Genomic DNA, 17,658 nt, shown 5'->3' with positions numbered 1-17,658 from the left:
CGGAGCCCGCTCAATCGACGGGGCGGAGCCCGCCCGGCCGGACGCCGGCGAACTCGATGACGTTGGCGAACTCGCCCTCGTTCCAGGCCACCTCGCGTCGCGTGGACTCGTAGCGCACCTCGATGAACAGCTCGAGCTGCGTGCGCTCGATGCGCCACGGACCCCGGTCGCCGACGCGGATCGCCGGGAGTTCGCCCGACATCACGAGGTCGTGCACGGCCTCGACGTCGACCGCCAGCACCTCCGCCGTGTCGGCGATGGTGAGGAAGCGGCCGAGCGGCTCTCCCGCAGCGTGGTGGACCATCCCTCAAGTATCGGCGCGTGCCGCGACGGGCGGGTGTCGTGTGGATAACTTCACGGCGTCCTCTCGGACTCCGCGACGATGGGTGGCGGTCGCCGATCCGGCCGCGACCACGGGAGGAGCAGTGATGGCGGAACGTCCGACGCGGTCGGGACGCGAGCGGCGGCGGGTCGACCCGCGGCTGCTCCTCGGGCTCGCGCTCGTCGCCGGGTCGACGATCGGCGTCTGGGCCGTGGTGGAGGCGCTCGACGACACGACCCGGGTGCTCGTGGCACCGGCGACGGTCACCGCCGGCTCCCGCGTGACGCTCGGCGACCTCCGGGTGGAGGCCGTGCGGCTCGGCGCCGTCGCCGACGGCTACCTCGTGCCGGGCGACGTCCCCGAGGACGGGCTCGTGGTCACGCGCACGGTGCTCGGCGGCGAACTCGTTCCCGCGGCATCCGTCGCCGACGTCGACGACGTCGGGACTGCGACCGTCGTGGTGCCGAGTCGTGGTCCGCTCGCGCGCGAGATCGCGCCGGGCGCCGTCGTCGACGTGTGGACGGCGGGGGAACTCGAGCGCGGCGTGTTCGAGCCGCCGGTCGTGCTCGTGGCCGGCGCCGAGGTCGCCGCCGTCCTCGAGGCCGAGGGCATGGTCGCCGGCGACGGGCCGAGCGTCGAACTGCTGATCCCGCGCGCGAAGACCGCCGCGATGCTCGAGGCGCTCGCGTCCGGCGACGCGATCGACCTCGTCCCGGCGTCGGCGGCCGCGGCGGGCGCCGGCTGATGGCACGGCTCGCGCTCGCCCTCGATCCGTCCGTCGAGGATCGCATCCTCGCCGACCTCGTGGAGGCCGGCCACACGATCGTGGCGCGCGTGGTCGGTCGGCGCGACGTGCTCGACTGCCTCGACGTGCTGGGTCCCGACGTCGTCGTGGTCGGGGCGGGCGCGGCGACGTTCGACGCGGAACTCCTCGCCGCCTGCGACGAGCGGGGCATCCGACTGATCGCGCTCGCGTCGACGGACCGCGAACGGGCCGAGGCCGAGCGCGTCGGACTGCACGAGGTGCTCGACGCCCACGCAGATCCCGCCGAGCTCGAGGCACTGCTCCAGGGCGGGCCGCCCGTCCCGTCACGGCTCGGCGACGCGGGGGTCGAGCCCGACCCGTCGCGCCGGGCCGACGTCGCCGGCATCGTCGCGGTGTGGGGTCCGGCCGGGGCGCCCGGGCGGACGACGACCGCCGTGGGCCTGGCCGCCGAACTCGCCGCAGCGGGCCACCTCGTGGCGCTCGTCGACGCGGACCCGTACGGCGGGGCGATCGCGCCGACCCTGGGGCTTCTCGACGAGGCGCCGGGGTTCGCCTCGGCGTGCCGGCTCGCCGGATCGGGCGCCCTCGATCGCGTCGAGCTCGAGCGCATCGCCCAGCGCTACTCGTCACCGAGGGCGTCGTTCGACGTGTTCACCGGACTCGTCGGCCCGAGCCGCTGGCCCGAGCTCTCGCAGGAGCGAGTGACCGAGGCGCTGCGGGTCATGCGGGCGCGATTCGAGTTCGTCGTCGTCGACGTCGGCTTCAGCCTCGAACGCGACGAGGAGCTCACCAGCGACCCGTTCGCGCCGCGCCGCAACGCCGCGACCTTCGCCGCCCTCGGTGCGGCCGACCGGGTCGTGGCCGTCGGACTCGCCGACCCCGTCGGCCTGTCCCGACTCCTCCGCGGACACGCCGAACTGGTCGAGCACGTCGATCCCGACCGCATCGACGTCGTGGTGAACCGCGTCCGCACCAGCGCGCTGGGGATCGACGCCCACGCCCAGGTGCGGCAGACGCTGCGCCGCTTCGCCGGGCTCGCGGACGCCGTCCTGCTCCCGCACGACGGGCGGGCGGCGGATGCGGCGATCCTCACCGCGCGCACGCTCCGCGACGCGGCACCGCGATCACCGCTCCGGGCCGCACTGCGGGCGTACGTCGACGAGCGTCTGCTCCCGCCGCCGGTCGAGCGGGGGCGTGGGCGGGCGGCCTTCGGAGCCCTGCGCCGGCGCACGGCGGCGGCCTGAGCCGTCCGCTCGGGTGGGTACGCTTGACCCGTGTCGACCCTCAGTGACCTCGTCCTCGCCCAGGGGCGCAGCAGCCAGGCCGACGTCGACTGGCTGCACATGCTCGTCGGCGACCTCCAGCTGCTCGCCGACCTCGCCTTCGCCGACATCGTGCTGTGGGTGCCCTCCGGCGACGACGGCTTCGTCGCGGTCGCACACTCGCGCCCGTCGAGCGCCGCGACGCTGTTCTACCGCGACTTCGTCGGCCAGGGCATCCGGAGCGAGTGGCGGGACCTCGTCTCGGAGGCCTTCGGTTCGCGCACGATCCAGGAGTCGTCGGCCCCCGACTGGTACGAGGAGATGCCGACCCGCGTGCGCGCGGTGCCCGTGATGCGCCGGCTCTCGGTGACGGGCACGGCGCTCGCGCCCGACCCGGTCGCCGTGATCACGAGGCACACGAACCTCGGCTCGACGCGCACCCCGAGCCGGCAGGAGCTCACCTTCAACGACTGCGCGGACGAGCTGTTCCAGATGATCGCCTCGGGCGACTTCCCGGACCTCGGGGCGCCGACCGGTCCGCGCAGAGGAGCCCCCCGCGCCTCCGACGGCCTGATCCGGCTCGACGTCGACGGCGTGACCACCTTCGCGAGCCCCAACGCGCTGTCGGCGTTCAACCGCATGGGCTTCGACGACGAGCTCGAGGGGCAGTCGCTGGCCGAGGTCGCGACGCGCCTGCTGAGCGGCAAGCTCGACGTCGACGAGTCGCTCCCGCTCGTGGTGACCGGCCGGGCGCCGTGGCGCACCGACGTCGAGTCGCGCGGCGTCACCGTGTCGCTCCGCGCCATCCCGATCCGACGCCGGGGCGAGCGGACGGGCGCGATCGTGCTCACGCGCGACGTGACCGAGCTCCGCCACCAGGAGCAGGAGCTCATCACCAAGGACGCGACGATCCGCGAGATCCACCACCGCGTGAAGAACAACCTCCAGACGGTCGCGTCGCTCCTGCGCATCCAGGCGCGTCGCACGCACTCCGACGAGGCGCGCGACGCGCTCACGCAGGCCATGCGCCGCGTCGGCGCCATCGCGGTCGTGCACGACACCCTCTCCGAGGGGCTCACCCAGAACGTCGACTTCGACGAGGTGTTCGACCGCGCACTGCTCCTCGTCGCCGAGGTGGCGGCGGCGCACAACACGACCGCCCACCCGAAGAAGTCGGGCACGTTCGGGGTGCTGCCGAGCGAGTACGCCACGCCGCTCGCGCTCGCGCTCACGGAGCTCGTCACGAACGCCGTCGAGCACGGCCTCGCCGGTCAGGAGGGCGACGTGGAGGTCATCGCGAACCGCTCGGAGACCGTGCTCAGCGTCCAGGTGCGCGACAGCGGATCGGGCCTGCCCGAGGGCAAGGTCGGCGAGGGCCTCGGGACCCAGATCGTCCGCACGCTCATCCAGGGCGAGCTCGGCGGGACGATCGACTGGCACACGGTCGTCGGCAGCGGCACCGAGGTGACCATCGAGGTCCCGCTGCGCTGGATCACGAAGGCCTGACGCCGGACGTGCGGACGGCACCCGCGCGATCGCGGGTGCCGTCCGGTCCGGGTGCTGCGGGGAGGTGCGCGGCCTGCGGGGGCTCGGCTCCGTCGGGGACGACCTCGGGTCGTCGGAGCCCGGACGCGCGGTGCGCGCCGGCCTCAGCCGGCGCGACGTGCGCGGGCGGCGCGGCGCTTCAGGGCGCGGCGCTCATCCTCGCTGAGCCCGCCCCAGACGCCCGAGTCCTGACCGGTCTCGAGGGCGTACTGCAGGCAGATCTCGGTGACGGTGCATCGGGCGCAGACCGCCTTGGCCTTCTCGATCTGGTCGACGGCCGGACCGGTGTTGCCGACGGGGAAGAAGAGTTCGGGGTCGGCGGTGAGGCAGGCGGCTTTGTCGCGCCAATCCATGGAGATGCTCCTTGTTTCATCGGTTCGCAGCGGACGCACGCGTGCGCCGCCGGAAACCGGCGGTGCTGCAGGGGGAAAGCCGAATCTCGGGAAGTAGGATCGTGGGAGACGATCGGCTCACGTCCCTGTGAGCATCAATTCGGCCTTGTAAATGGTCGCATAGCGAGGGAAGCGAATCAAGAGTGCTCTTCGGGAGATGCCTGTGAATGCGGGCGGCGTGCGCGCCGCCTTCGTGACCGTCGTCGCACTGCTCTTCGCCGAGGCCGGAGCGCTCGTCGCCGTCCTCGTGTGGCTCGTCGTCGACCTCCTCGTGCTGCAGCCGTCCTCGTTCGCGACGGCCGTCGCGCTGGTCGTGCTGGTCGCGATCGCCGCGGCCTGGGTGACGGCGATCGCCGTGGCATCCGTTCGCCGGGCGCCGTGGTCGCGCGCCGCCGCGATCGTCTGGCAGGTGCTCCAGCTGTCGATCGCCGTCGGCGCGTTCCAGGGCCTGTTCGCCCGTGCCGACGTGGGATGGGTGCTGCTCGTCCCGGCGATCACGGTGATCGGCCTGCTGCTCTGGCCGCCCGTGCGCGACCTCTACGCCCGGCCGGAGGACGCGCCGGCCGCCTGACCGGGCTCGGCCCGCCCCGAGACGTCGAGGGCGGCCGCCGCGGTGCGGCGACCGCCCTCGTGACGCGGGACGATGCTCGGCTCAGCCGTCGAGGCCGAGCTCCTTGCGGATCCGGGCCACGTGACCCGTCGCCTTGACGTTGTACATCGGCTTGGCGATCCGGCCCTCCTCGTCGACGAGGAAGGTCGAGCGGATGGAACCCGTGACGGTCTTGCCGTAGAGCTGCTTCTCGCCCCAGGCGCCGTACGCCTGCTGGACGGCGAGGTCGGTGTCCGAGAGCAGCGGGAAGTTCAGGCCGTCGCGCTCGGCGAACTCCTTGAGCTTCGGGACGTCGTCCTTCGAGACGCCGACGACCCGCACGCCGGCGCCCGCGAACGAGTTCAGGCTGTCGCGGAAGTCGCAGGCCTCGGTCGTGCATCCCGGCGTCATCGCGGCGGGGTAGAAGTAGAGCACGACCCGCTGTCCGCGGAGGGACGAGAGGGTGACGGGCGAGCCGTCCTGGTCGGGGAGGGTGAAGTCGGGCGCGAGGTCGCCGGCCGCGAGTCGTACGTCGGTCATGTCCCAATCGTAGGCAGGGCGACGGATGCCGCGTGCCGCGCGAGCCGCGGGAGGCATCCGCCCGTGGACTCAGGCGAACGTCGCGAGCAGGCGCTGGAGCGAGTCGAGGCGCACGCGACCCGACTCGCCGAGCTCGCCGGCCTCGACCGCCTCGATGATCGCGCAGTCGGGGGAGTCGGGCAGGTGCGTGCACCCGCGCGGGCAGTCCTCCGCGACGCGGGCGAGGTCGGCGAACGCGCCGAGGATGTTGGCGGGGTCGACGTGGCCGAGCCCGAACGAACGCACGCCCGGGGTGTCGATGACCCAGCCGGTCCGGCCGTCGTGGTCGAGCCGCAGCGATACCGTCGACGACGACGTATGTCGCCCGCGACCCGTGACGACGTTCACGTGCCCGGTCGCGCGGTTCGCATCGGGCACCAGCGCGTTGACGAGCGTCGACTTGCCGACGCCCGAGTGGCCGACGAACACCGTGCGATGCCCGACGAGCCGCTCGGAGATCGCGTCGAGGGGCATGTCGTCCGTGCGGCTGAGGAAGACGGGGAGGTCGAGCCCGGCGAAGTTCGCGAGGAACGGTGCCGGGTCGGCGAGGTCGGTCTTCGTGACGCACACGAGCGGGGCGATGCCGGCGTCGTACGCGGCGACGAGGTACCGGTCGACGAGGCGGACGCGCGGCTCGGGGTTCGCGGCGGCGATGACGATGAGCATCTGGTCGGCGTTCGCGACGATGACGCGCTCGACGGCGTCGGTGTCGTCGGCGCTGCGCCGGAGGAGGGTCGTGCGCTCCCGGATGCGGACGATGCGCGCGAGCGTGCCCTCGTCGCCGGACGTGTCGCCGACGAGGTCGACGTGGTCGCCCGTCACGACCGACTTGCGGCGGAGCTCGCTCGCCCGGGCCGCGGTGATCTCGCGCTCATCGGGGTCTCCCTCGTCGACGAGCACGGTGTACCGGCCCCGATCGACGCCGAGCACGAAGCCGGTCTCGGCGTCGGCGTGCTCGGGACGCACCTTGGTGCGGGGCCGGCTGCCCCGGCGGTTCGGGCGGATCCGGACGTCGGCCTCGTCGTACTCCTCGTACTCCTCGTCCTCGTCGTCCGTGTCCCACCAGCTCATCCGAGCATCCGCTCCCAGAGCTCGGTGAACTGGGGGAGCGTCTTCGACGTCGAGCCGATGTCGTCGACGACGACGCCGTCGACCGCGAGTCCGACGATCGCGCCGGTCGTCGCCATGCGGTGGTCCTCGTAGGCCCTCCACTCGCCGCCGTGGAGCGGCGCCGGCTCGATGCGCAGGCCGTCCTCGAGCTCGGCGACGCGCCCGCCGAGGCCGTTCAGCTCGGCCGCGAGCGCGGCGAGGCGGTCGGTCTCGTGGTGGCGGATGTGCCCGATCCCGGTGATGGTGCTCGGCTCGTCGGCGAACGCCGCGAGCGCGACGAGGTTCGGGACGAGCTCGCCCGCCTCCGACAGGTCGAGCTCGACCCCGCGGATGCCGCGGCCGCCGCTCGCCGTCGGCTCGGCCGCGTGCACGGTGAGCCGGTCGCCCGCGCGCTCGACGCGGGCGCCGAACCGGGGGAGGAGGTCGGCCAGCTGCGCGCCGACCTGGGTCGTCTCGCCGGGCCAGCCCGAGATCGTGACCGAGCCGCCCGCGACGAGCGCGGCGACCAGGAAGGGCGCCGCGTTCGACAGGTCGGGCTCGATGTCGACGTCGCGCGCGGCGATCGGGCCGGGCGCCACGCGCCAGCGGCCGACCGAGGGCTGCTCGACCTCGACGCCCCGCCGCGCGAGCGTGTCGATCGTCATCTCGATGTGCGGCAGGCTCGGCAGCCGCTCGCCCGAGTGCGTGAGGTCGAGGCCGCGCTCGAACCGGGGCGCCGACAGGAGCAGCCCGGAGACGAACTGGCTCGAGGCCGACGCGTCGATCGTGAGCTCGCCGCCCTCGACCCGTCCCGTTCCGTGCACGGTGAACGGCAGCGCCCAGCGGCCGTCGTCGTCGAGGTCGACGCCGATCCCGCGCAGGCCCTCGATGACCCCGCGCATCGGGCGGCGGTAGGCGGACGCGTCGCCGTCGAACGTCGTCGGTCCGAGGGCGAGCGCCGCCACGGCGGGGAGGAACCGCATGACCGTGCCCGCGAGGCCGCAGTCGATCGTGGTCGACCCGAACAGCTCGTCGGCTGGCGTCACGCGGAGGTCGTCGCCGAACCCGCCGGCACCAGGCATCCGCTCGAACCCGACGCCGAGTGCGCGCAGGCCCTCGACCATGAGCTCGCTGTCGCGCGACCAGAGCGGCGCACGCAGTGTCGACGGCCCGTCGGCGAGGGCGGCGAGGACCAGCTCGCGGTTCGTGAGCGACTTCGAACCGGGCAGGGAGAGCGAGGCCGAGAGCGGGCCGGATGCCACGGGCGCGCGCCATCCGTCATCCGTCTCGGTCTGGCGGTTGTCGCCGTACGGATCGAACTCCGGCGCGGAATACCTCGAGATCTGCATCGGTTACCAACAGTAGCGTCCGAGAGCAGGAAGGAGTCGGTGCGTGTCACTCGCGATACTCGATCGCCCGGTCGTCTCGGAGACCGACGATCTAGGATGGCCCCTGATGAGCGGCGACGACACTGCGACCCCTGCCGACGAGGCGCTGACCGGCGAGCGGCCCGACGATGAGACGCGCGACCTCGGCGCGCTGTTCGAGGAGCAGGCGCTGCCGTTCATCGACCAGCTCTACGCGGCCGCCCTGCGGATGACGAAGAACCCGGCCGACGCGCAGGACCTCGTGCAGGAGACGTTCGTGAAGGCCTACGCGGCGTTCGCGTCGTTCAAGCAGGGCACCAACCTCAAGGCGTGGCTGTACCGGATCCTCACGAACACCTTCATCAACAGCTACCGCAAGAAGCAGCGCGAGCCCTACCAGGGCACGATCGACGACCTCGAGGACTGGCAGCTCGGCGGCGCCGAGTCGACCACGGCGGCGTCGAGCCGCTCGGCCGAGGCCGAGGCGATCGACCACCTGCCGGACTCGGCGGTCAAGGACGCGCTGCAGGCGCTGCCCGAGGACTTCCGGCTCGCCGTCTACTTCGCCGACGTCGAGGGATTCTCCTACCAGGAGATCGCCGACATGATGAACACCCCGATCGGGACCGTGATGAGTCGCCTGCACCGCGGCAGGCGGATGCTCCGCGAGTCCCTCGCCGACTACGCCAGCGAGCGCGGCTTCGCGACGACGCAGCCGGCGACCCGATCCACCAGGAGCGCGAAATGACCGACTGCGGCTGCGAGAAGGCGAAGGCCGAGCTCGAGGAGTACCTGCACAACGAGCTGTGCAGCGAGGATGCCGCCGACATCCGCGAGCACGTGGCGAACTGCGAGGACTGCCGGAGCGAGCTGCGCGTCGGCGTCGCGATCACCGAGGTCGTCCAGCGGGCGTGCCGGGAGAGCGCGCCCGAGGAGCTCCGCACGGTGGTGCTGGGCCGCATCCGGGCGTTCCAGTCCGGGCACGACGTCCTGGCCGACTGACCCCGCCCCGGCGGCGCCGCAGCGTCGATCGAGCCGCGTGAGCGGCGACCCCCGTCCGTTTCCGAACTTTCGATGGACGCGCGGCCGCGGGGCCGTTCCGTAGCGTCGAGCACGATGAACGAGCATGCCGTCGCGAAACGTCCCGGGGGTCGCGTCCCCGTCTGGCTCCGAGCCCTGATCCCCGCCGTCCTGATCCTCGTCTGGTTCGCGCTGTTCGGCGCGGGCGGCGCCGCGTTCGGCGGGCTCTCCGACGTCCAGCGGAACGACCAGGCGTCGTTCCTGCCGGCGTCGGCCGAGGCGACCGAGGTGAACGAGTTGCAGGACGGGTTCCGCGACTCCGAGAACGTCCCCGCGATCGTCATCGTCGCGTCCGACGACGGGTCCGACCTCTCCGCATCCCAGCTCGCCGACATCGACGACCTCCGCGACGACGTCCTCGACGTCGACGGCGTCGTCTCGGACGAGACCTCGCCGGTCATCCCCTCCGACGACGGCGAGGCGGCCCAGTTCGTGGCGTCCATCGCGCCCGGCGAGGGCGAGGAGGGGTCCGGCGCCACCGTCGAGGCCGTTCGAGCACTGCTCGACGAGTCCCCGATCGAGGGCACCACCTCGGCCGTCACCGGCCCGGCCGGCTTCACGGCGGATCTCGCCGCGGCGTTCTCGGGCATCGACGGCCTGCTGCTGGCCGTCGCCCTGACCGCGGTCCTCGTGATCCTCGTGATCGTCTACCGCTCGCCGCTCCTGCCGATCATCGTCCTCTTCACGAGCGTGACCGCGCTCACGGCGTCGGTGTTCACGGTCGTGCAGCTCGCGAAGGCCGACCTTCTGCTGCTCTCGGGGCAGACGCAGGGCATCCTCTTCATCCTCGTCATCGGTGCGGCCACCGACTACGCGCTGCTCTACATCGCTCGATACCGCGAGGCGCTCTCGCAGCACGCGACGAAGTGGGATGCCACGTGGGCGGCGCTGAAGGGCGCGTGGGAGCCGATCGCGGCCTCGGCGGGCACCGTCATCGTGGGCCTGCTCATCCTGCTCGCCTCCGAGTTGAACTCGAACAAGATCCTGGGGCCGGTCGCCGCCATCGGCATCGTGTTCGCCCTGCTCGCGGCGCTCACGCTCCTGCCGGCACTGCTGCTCTGGGCCGGGCGCGTCGCGTTCTGGCCGCGCCGCATCGCGCGCGTCGAGCAGGCCGCACCGGGTGCCGAGCACGGCCGCCACGCTGCTCCCGTCGACGCCGAGGAGGCCGGGGAACGCGGGATCTGGGGTGCCGTCGGGCGGCTCGTGTCGCGCCGCCCCCGGATCGTGTGGATCCTGTCGACGCTGCTCCTCGCCGTCATGGCGCTCGGCCTCGTCCGACTCGACGCCGACGGCGTCCCCTCCAGCGAGTTCGTGCTCGGCGAGTCGCAGGCGCGCGACGGCCAGGAACTCGTGAGCGAGCACTTCCCCGGCGGTTCCGGCACACCCGCGGTGGTCATCGGACCGGAGGAGGACCTCCAGGACATGGCCGACATCGCGCTCGACACGCCGGGCGTGGCATCCGTCGCCGTGCTCTCGGCCGACTCGCCGGCCGGCAGCGCACCCGTGACCGAGGACGGCGTCCAGGCGTTCGGCCCGCCCGGCACCCCGGCACCGGACCCGACCGTCGTCGACGGCGCGGTGCTGCTGCAGGCCACGCTCGACGACCCCGCCGACTCGGCCGAGGCGGAGGCGACGGTGGTCGACCTGCGCGAGCGGCTCGACGAGGTGGGCGACGACGTGCTCGTCGGCGGCCAGACCGCGGTCGCGCTCGACACGAACGAGGCCGCGATCGCCGACCAGCGGCTGATCATCCCGCTGGTGCTGCTCGCGATCCTCGCGATCCTGATGCTGCTGCTCCGGGCGGTCGTCGCGCCGCTCCTCCTCATCGCGAGCGTCGTGATCTCGTTCGCGGCCGCCCTCGGCGTCTCGGCGCTCGTGTTCGAGTTCGTCTTCGGATTCTCCGGGGCCGACCCGTCGGTGCCGCTCTTCGGCTTCGTGTTCCTCGTCGCGCTCGGCGTCGACTACAACATCTTCCTCATGACGCGCGTGCGCGAGGAGACGGCGAGGCACGGGACGCGCGAGGGCATCCTGCGGGGGCTCCGGCTCACGGGCGGGGTGATCACCTCGGCCGGCCTCGTGCTCGCCGCGACGTTCGCCGCCCTCGGCGTGCTGCCCATCCTCTTCCTCGCGCAGATCTCCTTCATCGTCGCGTTCGGCGTGCTCCTCGACACCTTCCTGGTGCGGACGCTCCTCGTCCCCGCGGTCTCGTACGACATCGGCCGTGCGATCTGGTGGCCGAGCCGCCTGTCGCGGGAGGAGCGCCGTCACGGGGTGCATGCGGCGCCGACGGATGCCGCGGGGCCCGCGCCGTCGGCCGGCCACGATCGCGAGGCCGACGGCGACGCCGAGCCCGCCGACCGGGTGCCGGTCGAGGCGCGCTGACCCGGGCGGGCACGTCGGCCCGCGACCGGACGAGACGAGCGGATGCCTCCGGGGGAGGCATCCGCTCGTCTTCGTCGTCCGGCGGGCGCGCGGGCTAGTAGAGCGCCCGCTTGATCAGGTCGGCCTGCTCGGCGGCGTGCCGCTTCGCCGACCCGGTCGCCGGGGAGGCGGCCGCGGTGCGGGCGACGAGGCGCACCTCGCGCGGGCCGAGCTTGTTCGTCTCGATGATGAAGAACGGCCACGCGCCCTGGTTCTCGGGCTCGTCCTGCGCCCACACGAGCTCGGCGTTCGGGTAGCCGTCGGCGACGGCCTTCAGCTCGGCGGCGGGCAGCGGGTAGTACTGCTCGAGGCGCACGAGGGCGACCTCGGGGTTCGGGTTCTTCTCGAGCTCGGCGAGCAGGTCGTAGTAGAGCTTGCCGGCCATGAACACGACGCGCTTGACGGCGGCCTTGTCGGTGACCCGGGCGTCGTCGAGCACGGGCTCGAAGCGGCCCTGCGTGAAGTCCTCGACCTCGCTCGTCGCACCGCGGAGGCGCAGCATCGCCTTCGGGGTGAAGACGACGAGCGGCCGGCGCGGGCGCTGGTACGCCTGGCGGCGGAGCAGGTGGAAGTACGACGCCGGCGTCGAGGGACGCGCGACGGTCATGTTGTCCTCCGCGCACATCTGCAGGTAGCGCTCGATGCGGGCGCTCGAGTGGTCGGGGCCCTGGCCCTCGTAGCCGTGCGGGAGCAGGAGCACGACGCTCGAGCGCTGGCCCCACTTCTGCTCGGCCGACGAGATGAACTCGTCGATGATCGTCTGCGCGCCGTTCGCGAAGTCGCCGAACTGCGCCTCCCACATCACGAGCGCGTCGGCCCGCTCGACGGAGTAGCCGTACTCGAAGCCCATCGCCGCGTACTCGCTGAGGAGCGAGTCGTAGATCCAGAACCGGGCCTGCTGGTCGCCGAGGTACTGCAGCGGCAGCCACTCCTGCCCGTTCGTGCGGTCGTGGAGCACCGCGTGGCGCTGCACGAACGTGCCGCGGCGCGCGTCCTGGCCCACGAGGCGGACGGGCGTGCCCTCGAGCAGCAGCGAGCCCAGCGCGAGCAGCTCGCCGAAGCCCCAGTCGACCTTGCCGTTGCGGCTCATGTCCTGCCGCTTGGCCAGCAGCTGCTGGATCTTCGGGTGGACGGTGAAGCCCTCGGGCTTGTTGATGAAGGCGTCGCCGATGGCGTGGACGACCTCGGTCGACACGCCGGTCGTCTCGAGTTCGCCGGAGACCGGCTCGGCGCCGTGCGCGTCGCCGCCGACGATCGGGATCGACCCGGTCTGCGCCGCGTGCGTCTCCGCGAAGGCGCGCTCGAGGCGGTCCTGGAAGTCGCGGTGCGCTTCCTCGTACTCCTCTTCGGTGATGTCGCCGCGGCCGACGAGGGCCTCGGTGTACAGCTTGCGGACCGAGCGCTTCGCCTCGATGAGGTTGTACATCAGCGGCTGGGTCATCGACGGGTCGTCGCCCTCGTTGTGCCCGCGACGCCGGTAGCACACGAGGTCGATGACCACGTCGCGCTTGAACTCCTGGCGGTAGCGGAACGCGAGTTCCGCGACGCGGACGACGGCCTCGGGGTCGTCGCCGTTCACGTGGAAGATCGGCGCCTGGATGGCCTTCGCGACATCCGTCGAGTAGATCGACGAGCGCGCGTCGCCCGGGACCGTGGTGAAGCCGACCTGGTTGTTGACCACCAGGTGGATGGTGCCGCCCGTGCGGTACGCGCGGAGCTGCGACATCTGCATGGTCTCGACGACGACGCCCTGGCCGGCCATGGCCGCGTCGCCGTGGACCAGGATCGGCAGCACCGAGTACGTGCCGACGGGCTTGCGGTCCTGCTTGGCGCGGACGATGCCCTCGAGCACGCCGTCGACGGCCTCGAGGTGCGACGGGTTCGCGGCGAGCGAGACCGGCACCTGCTGCCCGTCGTCGGCGGTGAAGGTGCCCTCGGTGCCGAGGTGGTACTTCACGTCGCCCGAGCCCGAGAACGCCTTCGAGTCCTGCGTGCCCTCGAACTCGCGGAACACCTGGCCGTACGTCTTGCCGGCGATGTTCGTGAGGACGTTCAGGCGGCCGCGGTGCGCCATGCCGATGGCGACCTCGTCGAGGCCCTCCTTGGCGGCGCCCTGCAGCACCTCGTCGAGGAGCGCGATCATCGACTCGCTGCCCTCGAGGCTGAAGCGCTTCTGGCCGACGTACTTGGTCTGCAGGAAGGTCTCGAACGCCTCGGCCTCGTTGAGCTTGCCGAGGATGCGCATCTGCTCGTCGTGCGTGGGCTTCTCGTACTTGCGCTCGACCAGCTGCTGGATCCACTTGCGCTGCACCGGGTCCTGGATGTGCATGTACTCGATGCCGATGGTGCGGCAGTACGAGTCGCGGAGGACGCCGAGGATGTCGCGGAGGAGCGCGGTGCGCTTGTCGCCGAAGCCGCCGGTGACGAACTCGCGGTCGAGGTCCCAGAAGGTGAGACCGTGGCTCTCGATGTCGAGGTCGGGGTGCGAGCGCTGGACGTACTCGAGCGGGTCGATGTCGGCCATCATGTGGCCCCGGACTCGGAAGGAGTTGATGAGCTCCTGCACACGGGCCGTCTTGTCGATCGCGCTGGCGATGTCGACCGAGATGTCGGCGTTCCACTTGATCGGCTCGTACGGCAGGCGGAGGGCCGCGAAGATGTCCTGGTAGAAGTTGCGGTCGCCGATGAGCAGCTCGTGCACCTTCTTCAGGAACTCGCCGGAACCGGCGCCCTGGATGACCCGGTGGTCGTAGGTCGAGGTGAGCGTGATCGTCTTGCCGATCGCGAGGTTCGCGAGCGTCTTCTCGCTCGCGCCCTGGAACTCGGCCGGGTACTCGAGGGCGCCGGCGCCGATGATGCAGCCCTGCCCCTTCATCAGGCGCGGGACGGAGTGCACGGTGCCGATGCCGCCGGGGTTGGTGAGCGAGATCGTCGCGCCCTTGAAGTCGTCGGCGGTGAGCTTGTTCTTGCGGGCGCGGGACACCAGGTCCTCGTAGGCGCCGAGGTACTCGTTGAAGGTCATCGTCTCGGCCCGCTTGATCGCGGGCACGAGGAGGGCGCGCGTGCCGTCGGGCTTCGGGATGTCGATCGCGATGCCGAGGCCGATGTGCGCGGGCTTCACGAGGGAGGGCTTGCCGTCGACCTCGGAGTAGTAGACGTTCTGGCTCGGGAAGTCCTTCAGCGCCTGGATGAGCGCCCAGCCGATCAGGTGGGTGAACGACACCTTGCCGCCGCGCGTGCGGCGGAGGTGGTTGTTGATCACGATCCGGTTGTCGATCATGAGCTTGGCGGGCACGGTGCGCACGCTCGTCGCGGTGGGCACCGTGAGCGAGGCGTCCATGTTCGCCGCGAGGGTCTTCGGCAGGCCCTTGAGGGGCAGGATCTCGTCCTCGCGCTCGCCGGCGTCGGCCTGCTGCTGCGGGCTCGTCACGGGGACGTCGGCGGGGACCGGGGCGGTGCGCGGTGCGACGGACGTGGTGCGTGCGGCGGGCGCCTGGCCGATGACGGCGTTCGGGGCCGTCGCGGGTGCGTGGGCGGATGCCGCGGGCTGGCCGGTCGGTGCGGCTTCACCGGTCGGCGCGGCCGCCTCCGACGTCTGGGCGGCGGGCGCCTCGGAGGCTGCGGGCTGCTCGACCGGAGCGGCCGACGTCGCCTCGGCGGCCGGTGCGGCGGGCGCCGACTGGGCGGGTGCCGGCTGCGCGGCATCCGCCGGCTCGCTCGCCGCGCGATGCAGCGCGGACTCGTCGGGCATGGCCGGGGCGGCGGCGGGCGTCGCGGCGGTCTCGCCGGTGCGCACCTGGCGGTAGTGCTCGAGCACCTCGCGCCAGGTCTCGTCCACCGAACTGGGGTCGGCGAGGAACCGCTCGTACATCTCGTCCACGAGCCATTCGTTGGCTCCGAACATCGCCGACGTGGTCTCGTCGGATCCCGACCCGGTCAATTGGCTCGACACAGCCTTTCGCCCACTCTCTCCATTGATGGATGCTCACCTGCGGCGTGGCGCGCGCAGCACGACGCGGAACGCCCAGACAAGCCTAAACCCCTTCCGGCGGCGCTCGGCACCGGGTTGCGGATGAGCGTGCGGATCGCAGCATCCTCCCAGCGCGGGACCGCCTGCGGTTCCGGGCACGACCCCGGTCTCGCCCGCGAGGCATAGCCTGAGGGCATGGAGTTCTATCGCACGACGCCGCGGCACGACCTCACGTACTCCGACGTCTTCCTGGTGCCGAGCCGGTCGGGCGTGACGAGCCGGCTCGACGTGTCGCTCGCGCCCGACGACGGGTCGGGGGCGAGCATCCCGATCGTCTCCGCGAACATGAACTCGGTGACCGGTCCCAGGCTGGCGGCGACGCTCGCGCGACGGGGCGGGATCGGCGTGCTGCCGCAGGACCTCCCGCTCCAGGAGCTCGACGAGGCGATCCGATGGGTGAAGTCCCGCCCGTCGCGCTTCGACGTGCCGCACGCGTTCTCGGCCGACCGGACCGTCGCCGACGCGCTCGAGGTGCTGCCGCCGGTCGAGGGCCACGGCATCGTGCTCCACGACGACGACGGATCCTACGCCGGGACGATCCCGGCCACCCGTCTCGCGACCGCGCTGCCCGACGCGCGGCTCGGCGACCTCGTCCACGGCGCCATCCCGTCGCTCGACGCCGACGACGTCGACACGCCGCGGCGCGCGTTCGACCTCATGGTCGACGCCGGCATCGACTTCGCCCCGATCCTCGAGCACGGACGCGTCATCGGCACCCTGAGTCGCCGGAGCGCCCTGCGCGGCACGGTCTCCGAACCCAACACGGATGCCTCCGGCCGCCTCCGCGTCGCGGCGGCGATCGGCATCAACGGGGACGTCGAGGCCAAGGCGCGCGCGCTCGCCGCGGCGGGCGTCGACATGCTCGTGGTCGACACCGCGCACGGCCACCAGGAGGGCATGATCGGCGCGGTCCGGACCGTGAAGGCCGCGGGACTCGGCATCCCGATCGTCGCCGGCAACATCGTCACGGCCGACGCCGTCGCCGACCTCGTCGAGGCGGGCGCCGACGTGCTGAAGGTCGGCGTCGGCCCGGGCGCGATGTGCACGACGCGCATGATGACCGCCGTCGGGCGACCGCAGTTCTCCGCGGTGCTCGAGACCTCGGAGGCGGCTCGCGAGCACGGCGCCGCGGTCTGGGCCGACGGGGGCGTGCGGTACCCGCGCGACGTGGCGCTCGCGCTCGCCGCGGGCGCGGCATCCGTCATGATCGGCTCGTGGTTCGCCGGCACGATCGAGGCGCCGGGAACGCTGCGCCGCGATGCCGACGGCCGCGTGTACAAGGAGAGCTGGGGGATGGCCTCGACCAAGGCGGTCAAGGAGCGCTTCGGCCGGCTCTCGGCGTACGAGCTCGCCCGCAAGGAGCTGTTCGCGGAGGGGATCTCGTCGTCGGCGATCTACCTCGATCCGCTGCGGCCCTCGCTCGAGGACCTGCTCGACATGATCACCTCCGGCGTGCGGAGCTCCTTCACCTACGCGGGTGCGCGCAGCGTGCCGGACTTCCGCGAGCGGGCGCTCGTCGGCATCCAGTCGGCGGCGGGCTACGAGGAGGGCAAGGCGCTGCCGGTCAGCTGGTAGCGCGCTCCGGCTGTGAGCGGATGCCACGGTGGGGTCTGCCACGCCCTACGCTCGCGAGCATGGACACGCCCGCCCACCCGTTCGCGGTACTCGCAGACCCGGTGACCCGACGCATCGTCGAGGTGCTCGCGGTCGGCGAACACTCCGCGGGTACGCTCGTCGAGCTGCTCGGGATGGAGTTCGGACTGTCGCGGACGGCGGTCTCGCATCGGCTCGGCACGCTCCGGCGGCACGGCGTGGTCAGCGCGGGCATCGATTCCTCCGAACCGCGTTCGAGGTCGTACCGGCTCGAGCACGAGTTCGTGGGCGCGCTGGAGGAGGAGACCGAGCGACTGCTTCGGGCATTCGACCATCGCTACGGCTCGGCCGAGATGCGGGCACCGCTCGTCGATCCGGCTCGGCCGTGCCGACGGATCGGCGGAGACGTCTCGTTCGGCTCATGTGGCGCCTGGCGCACATGAGGAATCGCGATGATCACGCTCGTCCCCACGACCGTGCCGACGTGACGACGTCGCGGCGGGCGTCGCGGCGGGCCGGGCGCGTGAGGCGCTGCCGGTCAGCTGGTAGCGGCGTGTGACGGCGGGGTCACGGCTCGGGGAGCTCGCGGCATCCGCGGATATACTGGGTCGACCATGGACGAC

15 protein-coding genes are annotated in these 17,658 nt (G+C 72.3%); 9 read left to right on the top strand and 6 right to left on the bottom strand.

Features of this window, described 5'->3' with window-relative positions:
* Nucleotides 1–10: 10 nt before the first annotated feature.
* Nucleotides 11–304: a helix-turn-helix domain-containing protein gene (locus tag GLX25_RS07620; RefSeq protein WP_155841820.1), complete on the bottom strand. Its 294-nt coding sequence runs from the start codon at nucleotides 302–304 to the stop codon at nucleotides 11–13.
* Between the two features lie 124 nt (nucleotides 305–428).
* On the opposite strand from GLX25_RS07620, the gene GLX25_RS18340 reads away from it, so the two are divergent.
* From GLX25_RS18340 to GLX25_RS07610, 3 genes are read left to right on the top strand one after another with little or no spacing between them, the layout of a single operon-like run.
* On the top strand, nucleotides 429–1,067 hold the full coding sequence (locus tag GLX25_RS18340; RefSeq protein ID WP_166548582.1) for a hypothetical protein: 639 nt from the start codon (nucleotides 429–431) through the stop codon (nucleotides 1,065–1,067).
* Complete coding sequence (locus tag GLX25_RS18335; RefSeq protein WP_166548581.1) at nucleotides 1,067–2,332, top strand: CpaE/TadZ family protein; 1,266 nt, start codon at nucleotides 1,067–1,069, stop codon at nucleotides 2,330–2,332. Before GLX25_RS18340 ends, GLX25_RS18335 begins: the two co-directional genes overlap by 1 nt.
* A 30-nt stretch (nucleotides 2,333–2,362) precedes the next feature.
* The gene (locus GLX25_RS07610) at nucleotides 2,363–3,856 is read left to right on the top strand and encodes a sensor histidine kinase (RefSeq protein ID WP_166548580.1); all 1,494 of its coding nucleotides are present in this window, start codon (nucleotides 2,363–2,365) and stop codon (nucleotides 3,854–3,856) included.
* Between the two features lie 143 nt (nucleotides 3,857–3,999).
* On the opposite strand, the gene GLX25_RS07605 is transcribed toward GLX25_RS07610, so the two are convergent.
* Nucleotides 4,000–4,248, bottom strand: a complete 249-nt coding sequence (locus GLX25_RS07605) for a WhiB family transcriptional regulator (protein WP_055859573.1) — start codon at nucleotides 4,246–4,248, stop codon at nucleotides 4,000–4,002.
* 196 nt (nucleotides 4,249–4,444) lie between these two features.
* Here GLX25_RS07605 and GLX25_RS07600 point away from each other — a divergent pair, with 196 nt between their 5' ends.
* Nucleotides 4,445–4,858 (top strand): hypothetical protein, encoded by a 414-nt coding sequence (locus GLX25_RS07600; protein WP_155841816.1) that lies wholly within the window; start codon nucleotides 4,445–4,447, stop codon nucleotides 4,856–4,858.
* Between the two features lie 81 nt (nucleotides 4,859–4,939).
* Here the strand turns inward: GLX25_RS07600 and bcp are convergent, their stop codons facing one another.
* The 3 genes from bcp to aroA form a co-directional block, all read right to left on the bottom strand.
* Nucleotides 4,940–5,416: a thioredoxin-dependent thiol peroxidase gene (gene bcp, locus GLX25_RS07595; protein ID WP_155841815.1), complete on the bottom strand. Its 477-nt coding sequence runs from the start codon at nucleotides 5,414–5,416 to the stop codon at nucleotides 4,940–4,942.
* Between the two features lie 69 nt (nucleotides 5,417–5,485).
* On the bottom strand, nucleotides 5,486–6,526 hold the full coding sequence (gene rsgA, locus GLX25_RS07590; RefSeq protein WP_155841813.1) for a ribosome small subunit-dependent GTPase A: 1,041 nt from the start codon (nucleotides 6,524–6,526) through the stop codon (nucleotides 5,486–5,488).
* Nucleotides 6,523–7,893, bottom strand: coding sequence for a 3-phosphoshikimate 1-carboxyvinyltransferase (aroA, locus tag GLX25_RS07585; RefSeq protein ID WP_155841811.1), 1,371 nt, complete (start codon nucleotides 7,891–7,893; stop codon nucleotides 6,523–6,525). Before aroA ends, rsgA begins: the two co-directional genes overlap by 4 nt.
* 106 nt (nucleotides 7,894–7,999) lie before the next feature.
* Here aroA and GLX25_RS07580 point away from each other — a divergent pair, with 106 nt between their 5' ends.
* The 3 genes from GLX25_RS07580 (at nucleotide 8,000) to GLX25_RS07570 (ending at nucleotide 11,373) form a co-directional block, all read left to right on the top strand.
* Nucleotides 8,000–8,659, top strand: a complete 660-nt coding sequence (locus GLX25_RS07580) for a sigma-70 family RNA polymerase sigma factor (protein WP_155841809.1) — start codon at nucleotides 8,000–8,002, stop codon at nucleotides 8,657–8,659.
* Complete coding sequence (locus GLX25_RS07575; protein ID WP_155841807.1) at nucleotides 8,656–8,913, top strand: zf-HC2 domain-containing protein; 258 nt, start codon at nucleotides 8,656–8,658, stop codon at nucleotides 8,911–8,913. The genes GLX25_RS07580 and GLX25_RS07575 overlap by 4 nt, the downstream gene beginning before the upstream one ends.
* A gap of 114 nt (nucleotides 8,914–9,027) precedes the next feature.
* Complete coding sequence (locus tag GLX25_RS07570) at nucleotides 9,028–11,373, top strand: MMPL family transporter (protein WP_155841805.1); 2,346 nt, start codon at nucleotides 9,028–9,030, stop codon at nucleotides 11,371–11,373.
* A gap of 94 nt (nucleotides 11,374–11,467) precedes the next feature.
* On the opposite strand, the gene GLX25_RS07565 is transcribed toward GLX25_RS07570, so the two are convergent.
* Nucleotides 11,468–15,316 (bottom strand): multifunctional oxoglutarate decarboxylase/oxoglutarate dehydrogenase thiamine pyrophosphate-binding subunit/dihydrolipoyllysine-residue succinyltransferase subunit, encoded by a 3,849-nt coding sequence (locus GLX25_RS07565; RefSeq protein ID WP_240898234.1) that lies wholly within the window; start codon nucleotides 15,314–15,316, stop codon nucleotides 11,468–11,470.
* A gap of 261 nt (nucleotides 15,317–15,577) precedes the next feature.
* Here GLX25_RS07565 and guaB1 point away from each other — a divergent pair, with 261 nt between their 5' ends.
* On the top strand, nucleotides 15,578–17,017 hold the full coding sequence (gene guaB1 / locus GLX25_RS07560) for a GMP reductase (protein ID WP_155841801.1): 1,440 nt from the start codon (nucleotides 15,578–15,580) through the stop codon (nucleotides 17,015–17,017).
* A gap of 59 nt (nucleotides 17,018–17,076) precedes the next feature.
* Nucleotides 17,077–17,478, top strand: a complete 402-nt coding sequence (locus tag GLX25_RS07555) for a helix-turn-helix domain-containing protein (protein ID WP_155841799.1) — start codon at nucleotides 17,077–17,079, stop codon at nucleotides 17,476–17,478.
* Nucleotides 17,479–17,658 lie beyond the last annotated feature (180 nt).

The sequence above is a fragment of the Agromyces luteolus genome, assembly GCF_009729855.1.
Classification (GTDB): Bacteria; Actinomycetota; Actinomycetes; order Actinomycetales; family Microbacteriaceae; genus Agromyces; species Agromyces luteolus.
Note: the sequence above shows the minus strand (reverse complement) of the source record. Positions and strands in the feature narration are given on the sequence as shown.

Coding starts and splice junctions, on each gene's coding strand:
- GLX25_RS07620 (WP_155841820.1), bottom strand. CDS start 304: ATGGTCCACCACGCTGCGGGAGAGCCGCTCGGCCGCTTCCTCACCATC.
- GLX25_RS18340 (WP_166548582.1), top strand. CDS start 429: ATGGCGGAACGTCCGACGCGGTCGGGACGCGAGCGGCGGCGGGTCGAC.
- GLX25_RS18335 (WP_166548581.1), top strand. CDS start 1,067: ATGGCACGGCTCGCGCTCGCCCTCGATCCGTCCGTCGAGGATCGCATC.
- GLX25_RS07605 (WP_055859573.1), bottom strand. CDS start 4,248: ATGGATTGGCGCGACAAAGCCGCCTGCCTCACCGCCGACCCCGAACTC.
- GLX25_RS07600 (WP_155841816.1), top strand. CDS start 4,445: ATGCCTGTGAATGCGGGCGGCGTGCGCGCCGCCTTCGTGACCGTCGTC.
- bcp (WP_155841815.1), bottom strand. CDS start 5,416: ATGACCGACGTACGACTCGCGGCCGGCGACCTCGCGCCCGACTTCACC.
- rsgA (WP_155841813.1), bottom strand. CDS start 6,526: ATGAGCTGGTGGGACACGGACGACGAGGACGAGGAGTACGAGGAGTAC.
- aroA (WP_155841811.1), bottom strand. CDS start 7,893: ATGCAGATCTCGAGGTATTCCGCGCCGGAGTTCGATCCGTACGGCGAC.
- GLX25_RS07580 (WP_155841809.1), top strand. CDS start 8,000: ATGAGCGGCGACGACACTGCGACCCCTGCCGACGAGGCGCTGACCGGC.
- GLX25_RS07575 (WP_155841807.1), top strand. CDS start 8,656: ATGACCGACTGCGGCTGCGAGAAGGCGAAGGCCGAGCTCGAGGAGTAC.
- GLX25_RS07570 (WP_155841805.1), top strand. CDS start 9,028: ATGAACGAGCATGCCGTCGCGAAACGTCCCGGGGGTCGCGTCCCCGTC.
- GLX25_RS07565 (WP_240898234.1), bottom strand. CDS start 15,316: ATGTTCGGAGCCAACGAATGGCTCGTGGACGAGATGTACGAGCGGTTC.
- guaB1 (WP_155841801.1), top strand. CDS start 15,578: ATGGAGTTCTATCGCACGACGCCGCGGCACGACCTCACGTACTCCGAC.
- GLX25_RS07555 (WP_155841799.1), top strand. CDS start 17,077: ATGGACACGCCCGCCCACCCGTTCGCGGTACTCGCAGACCCGGTGACC.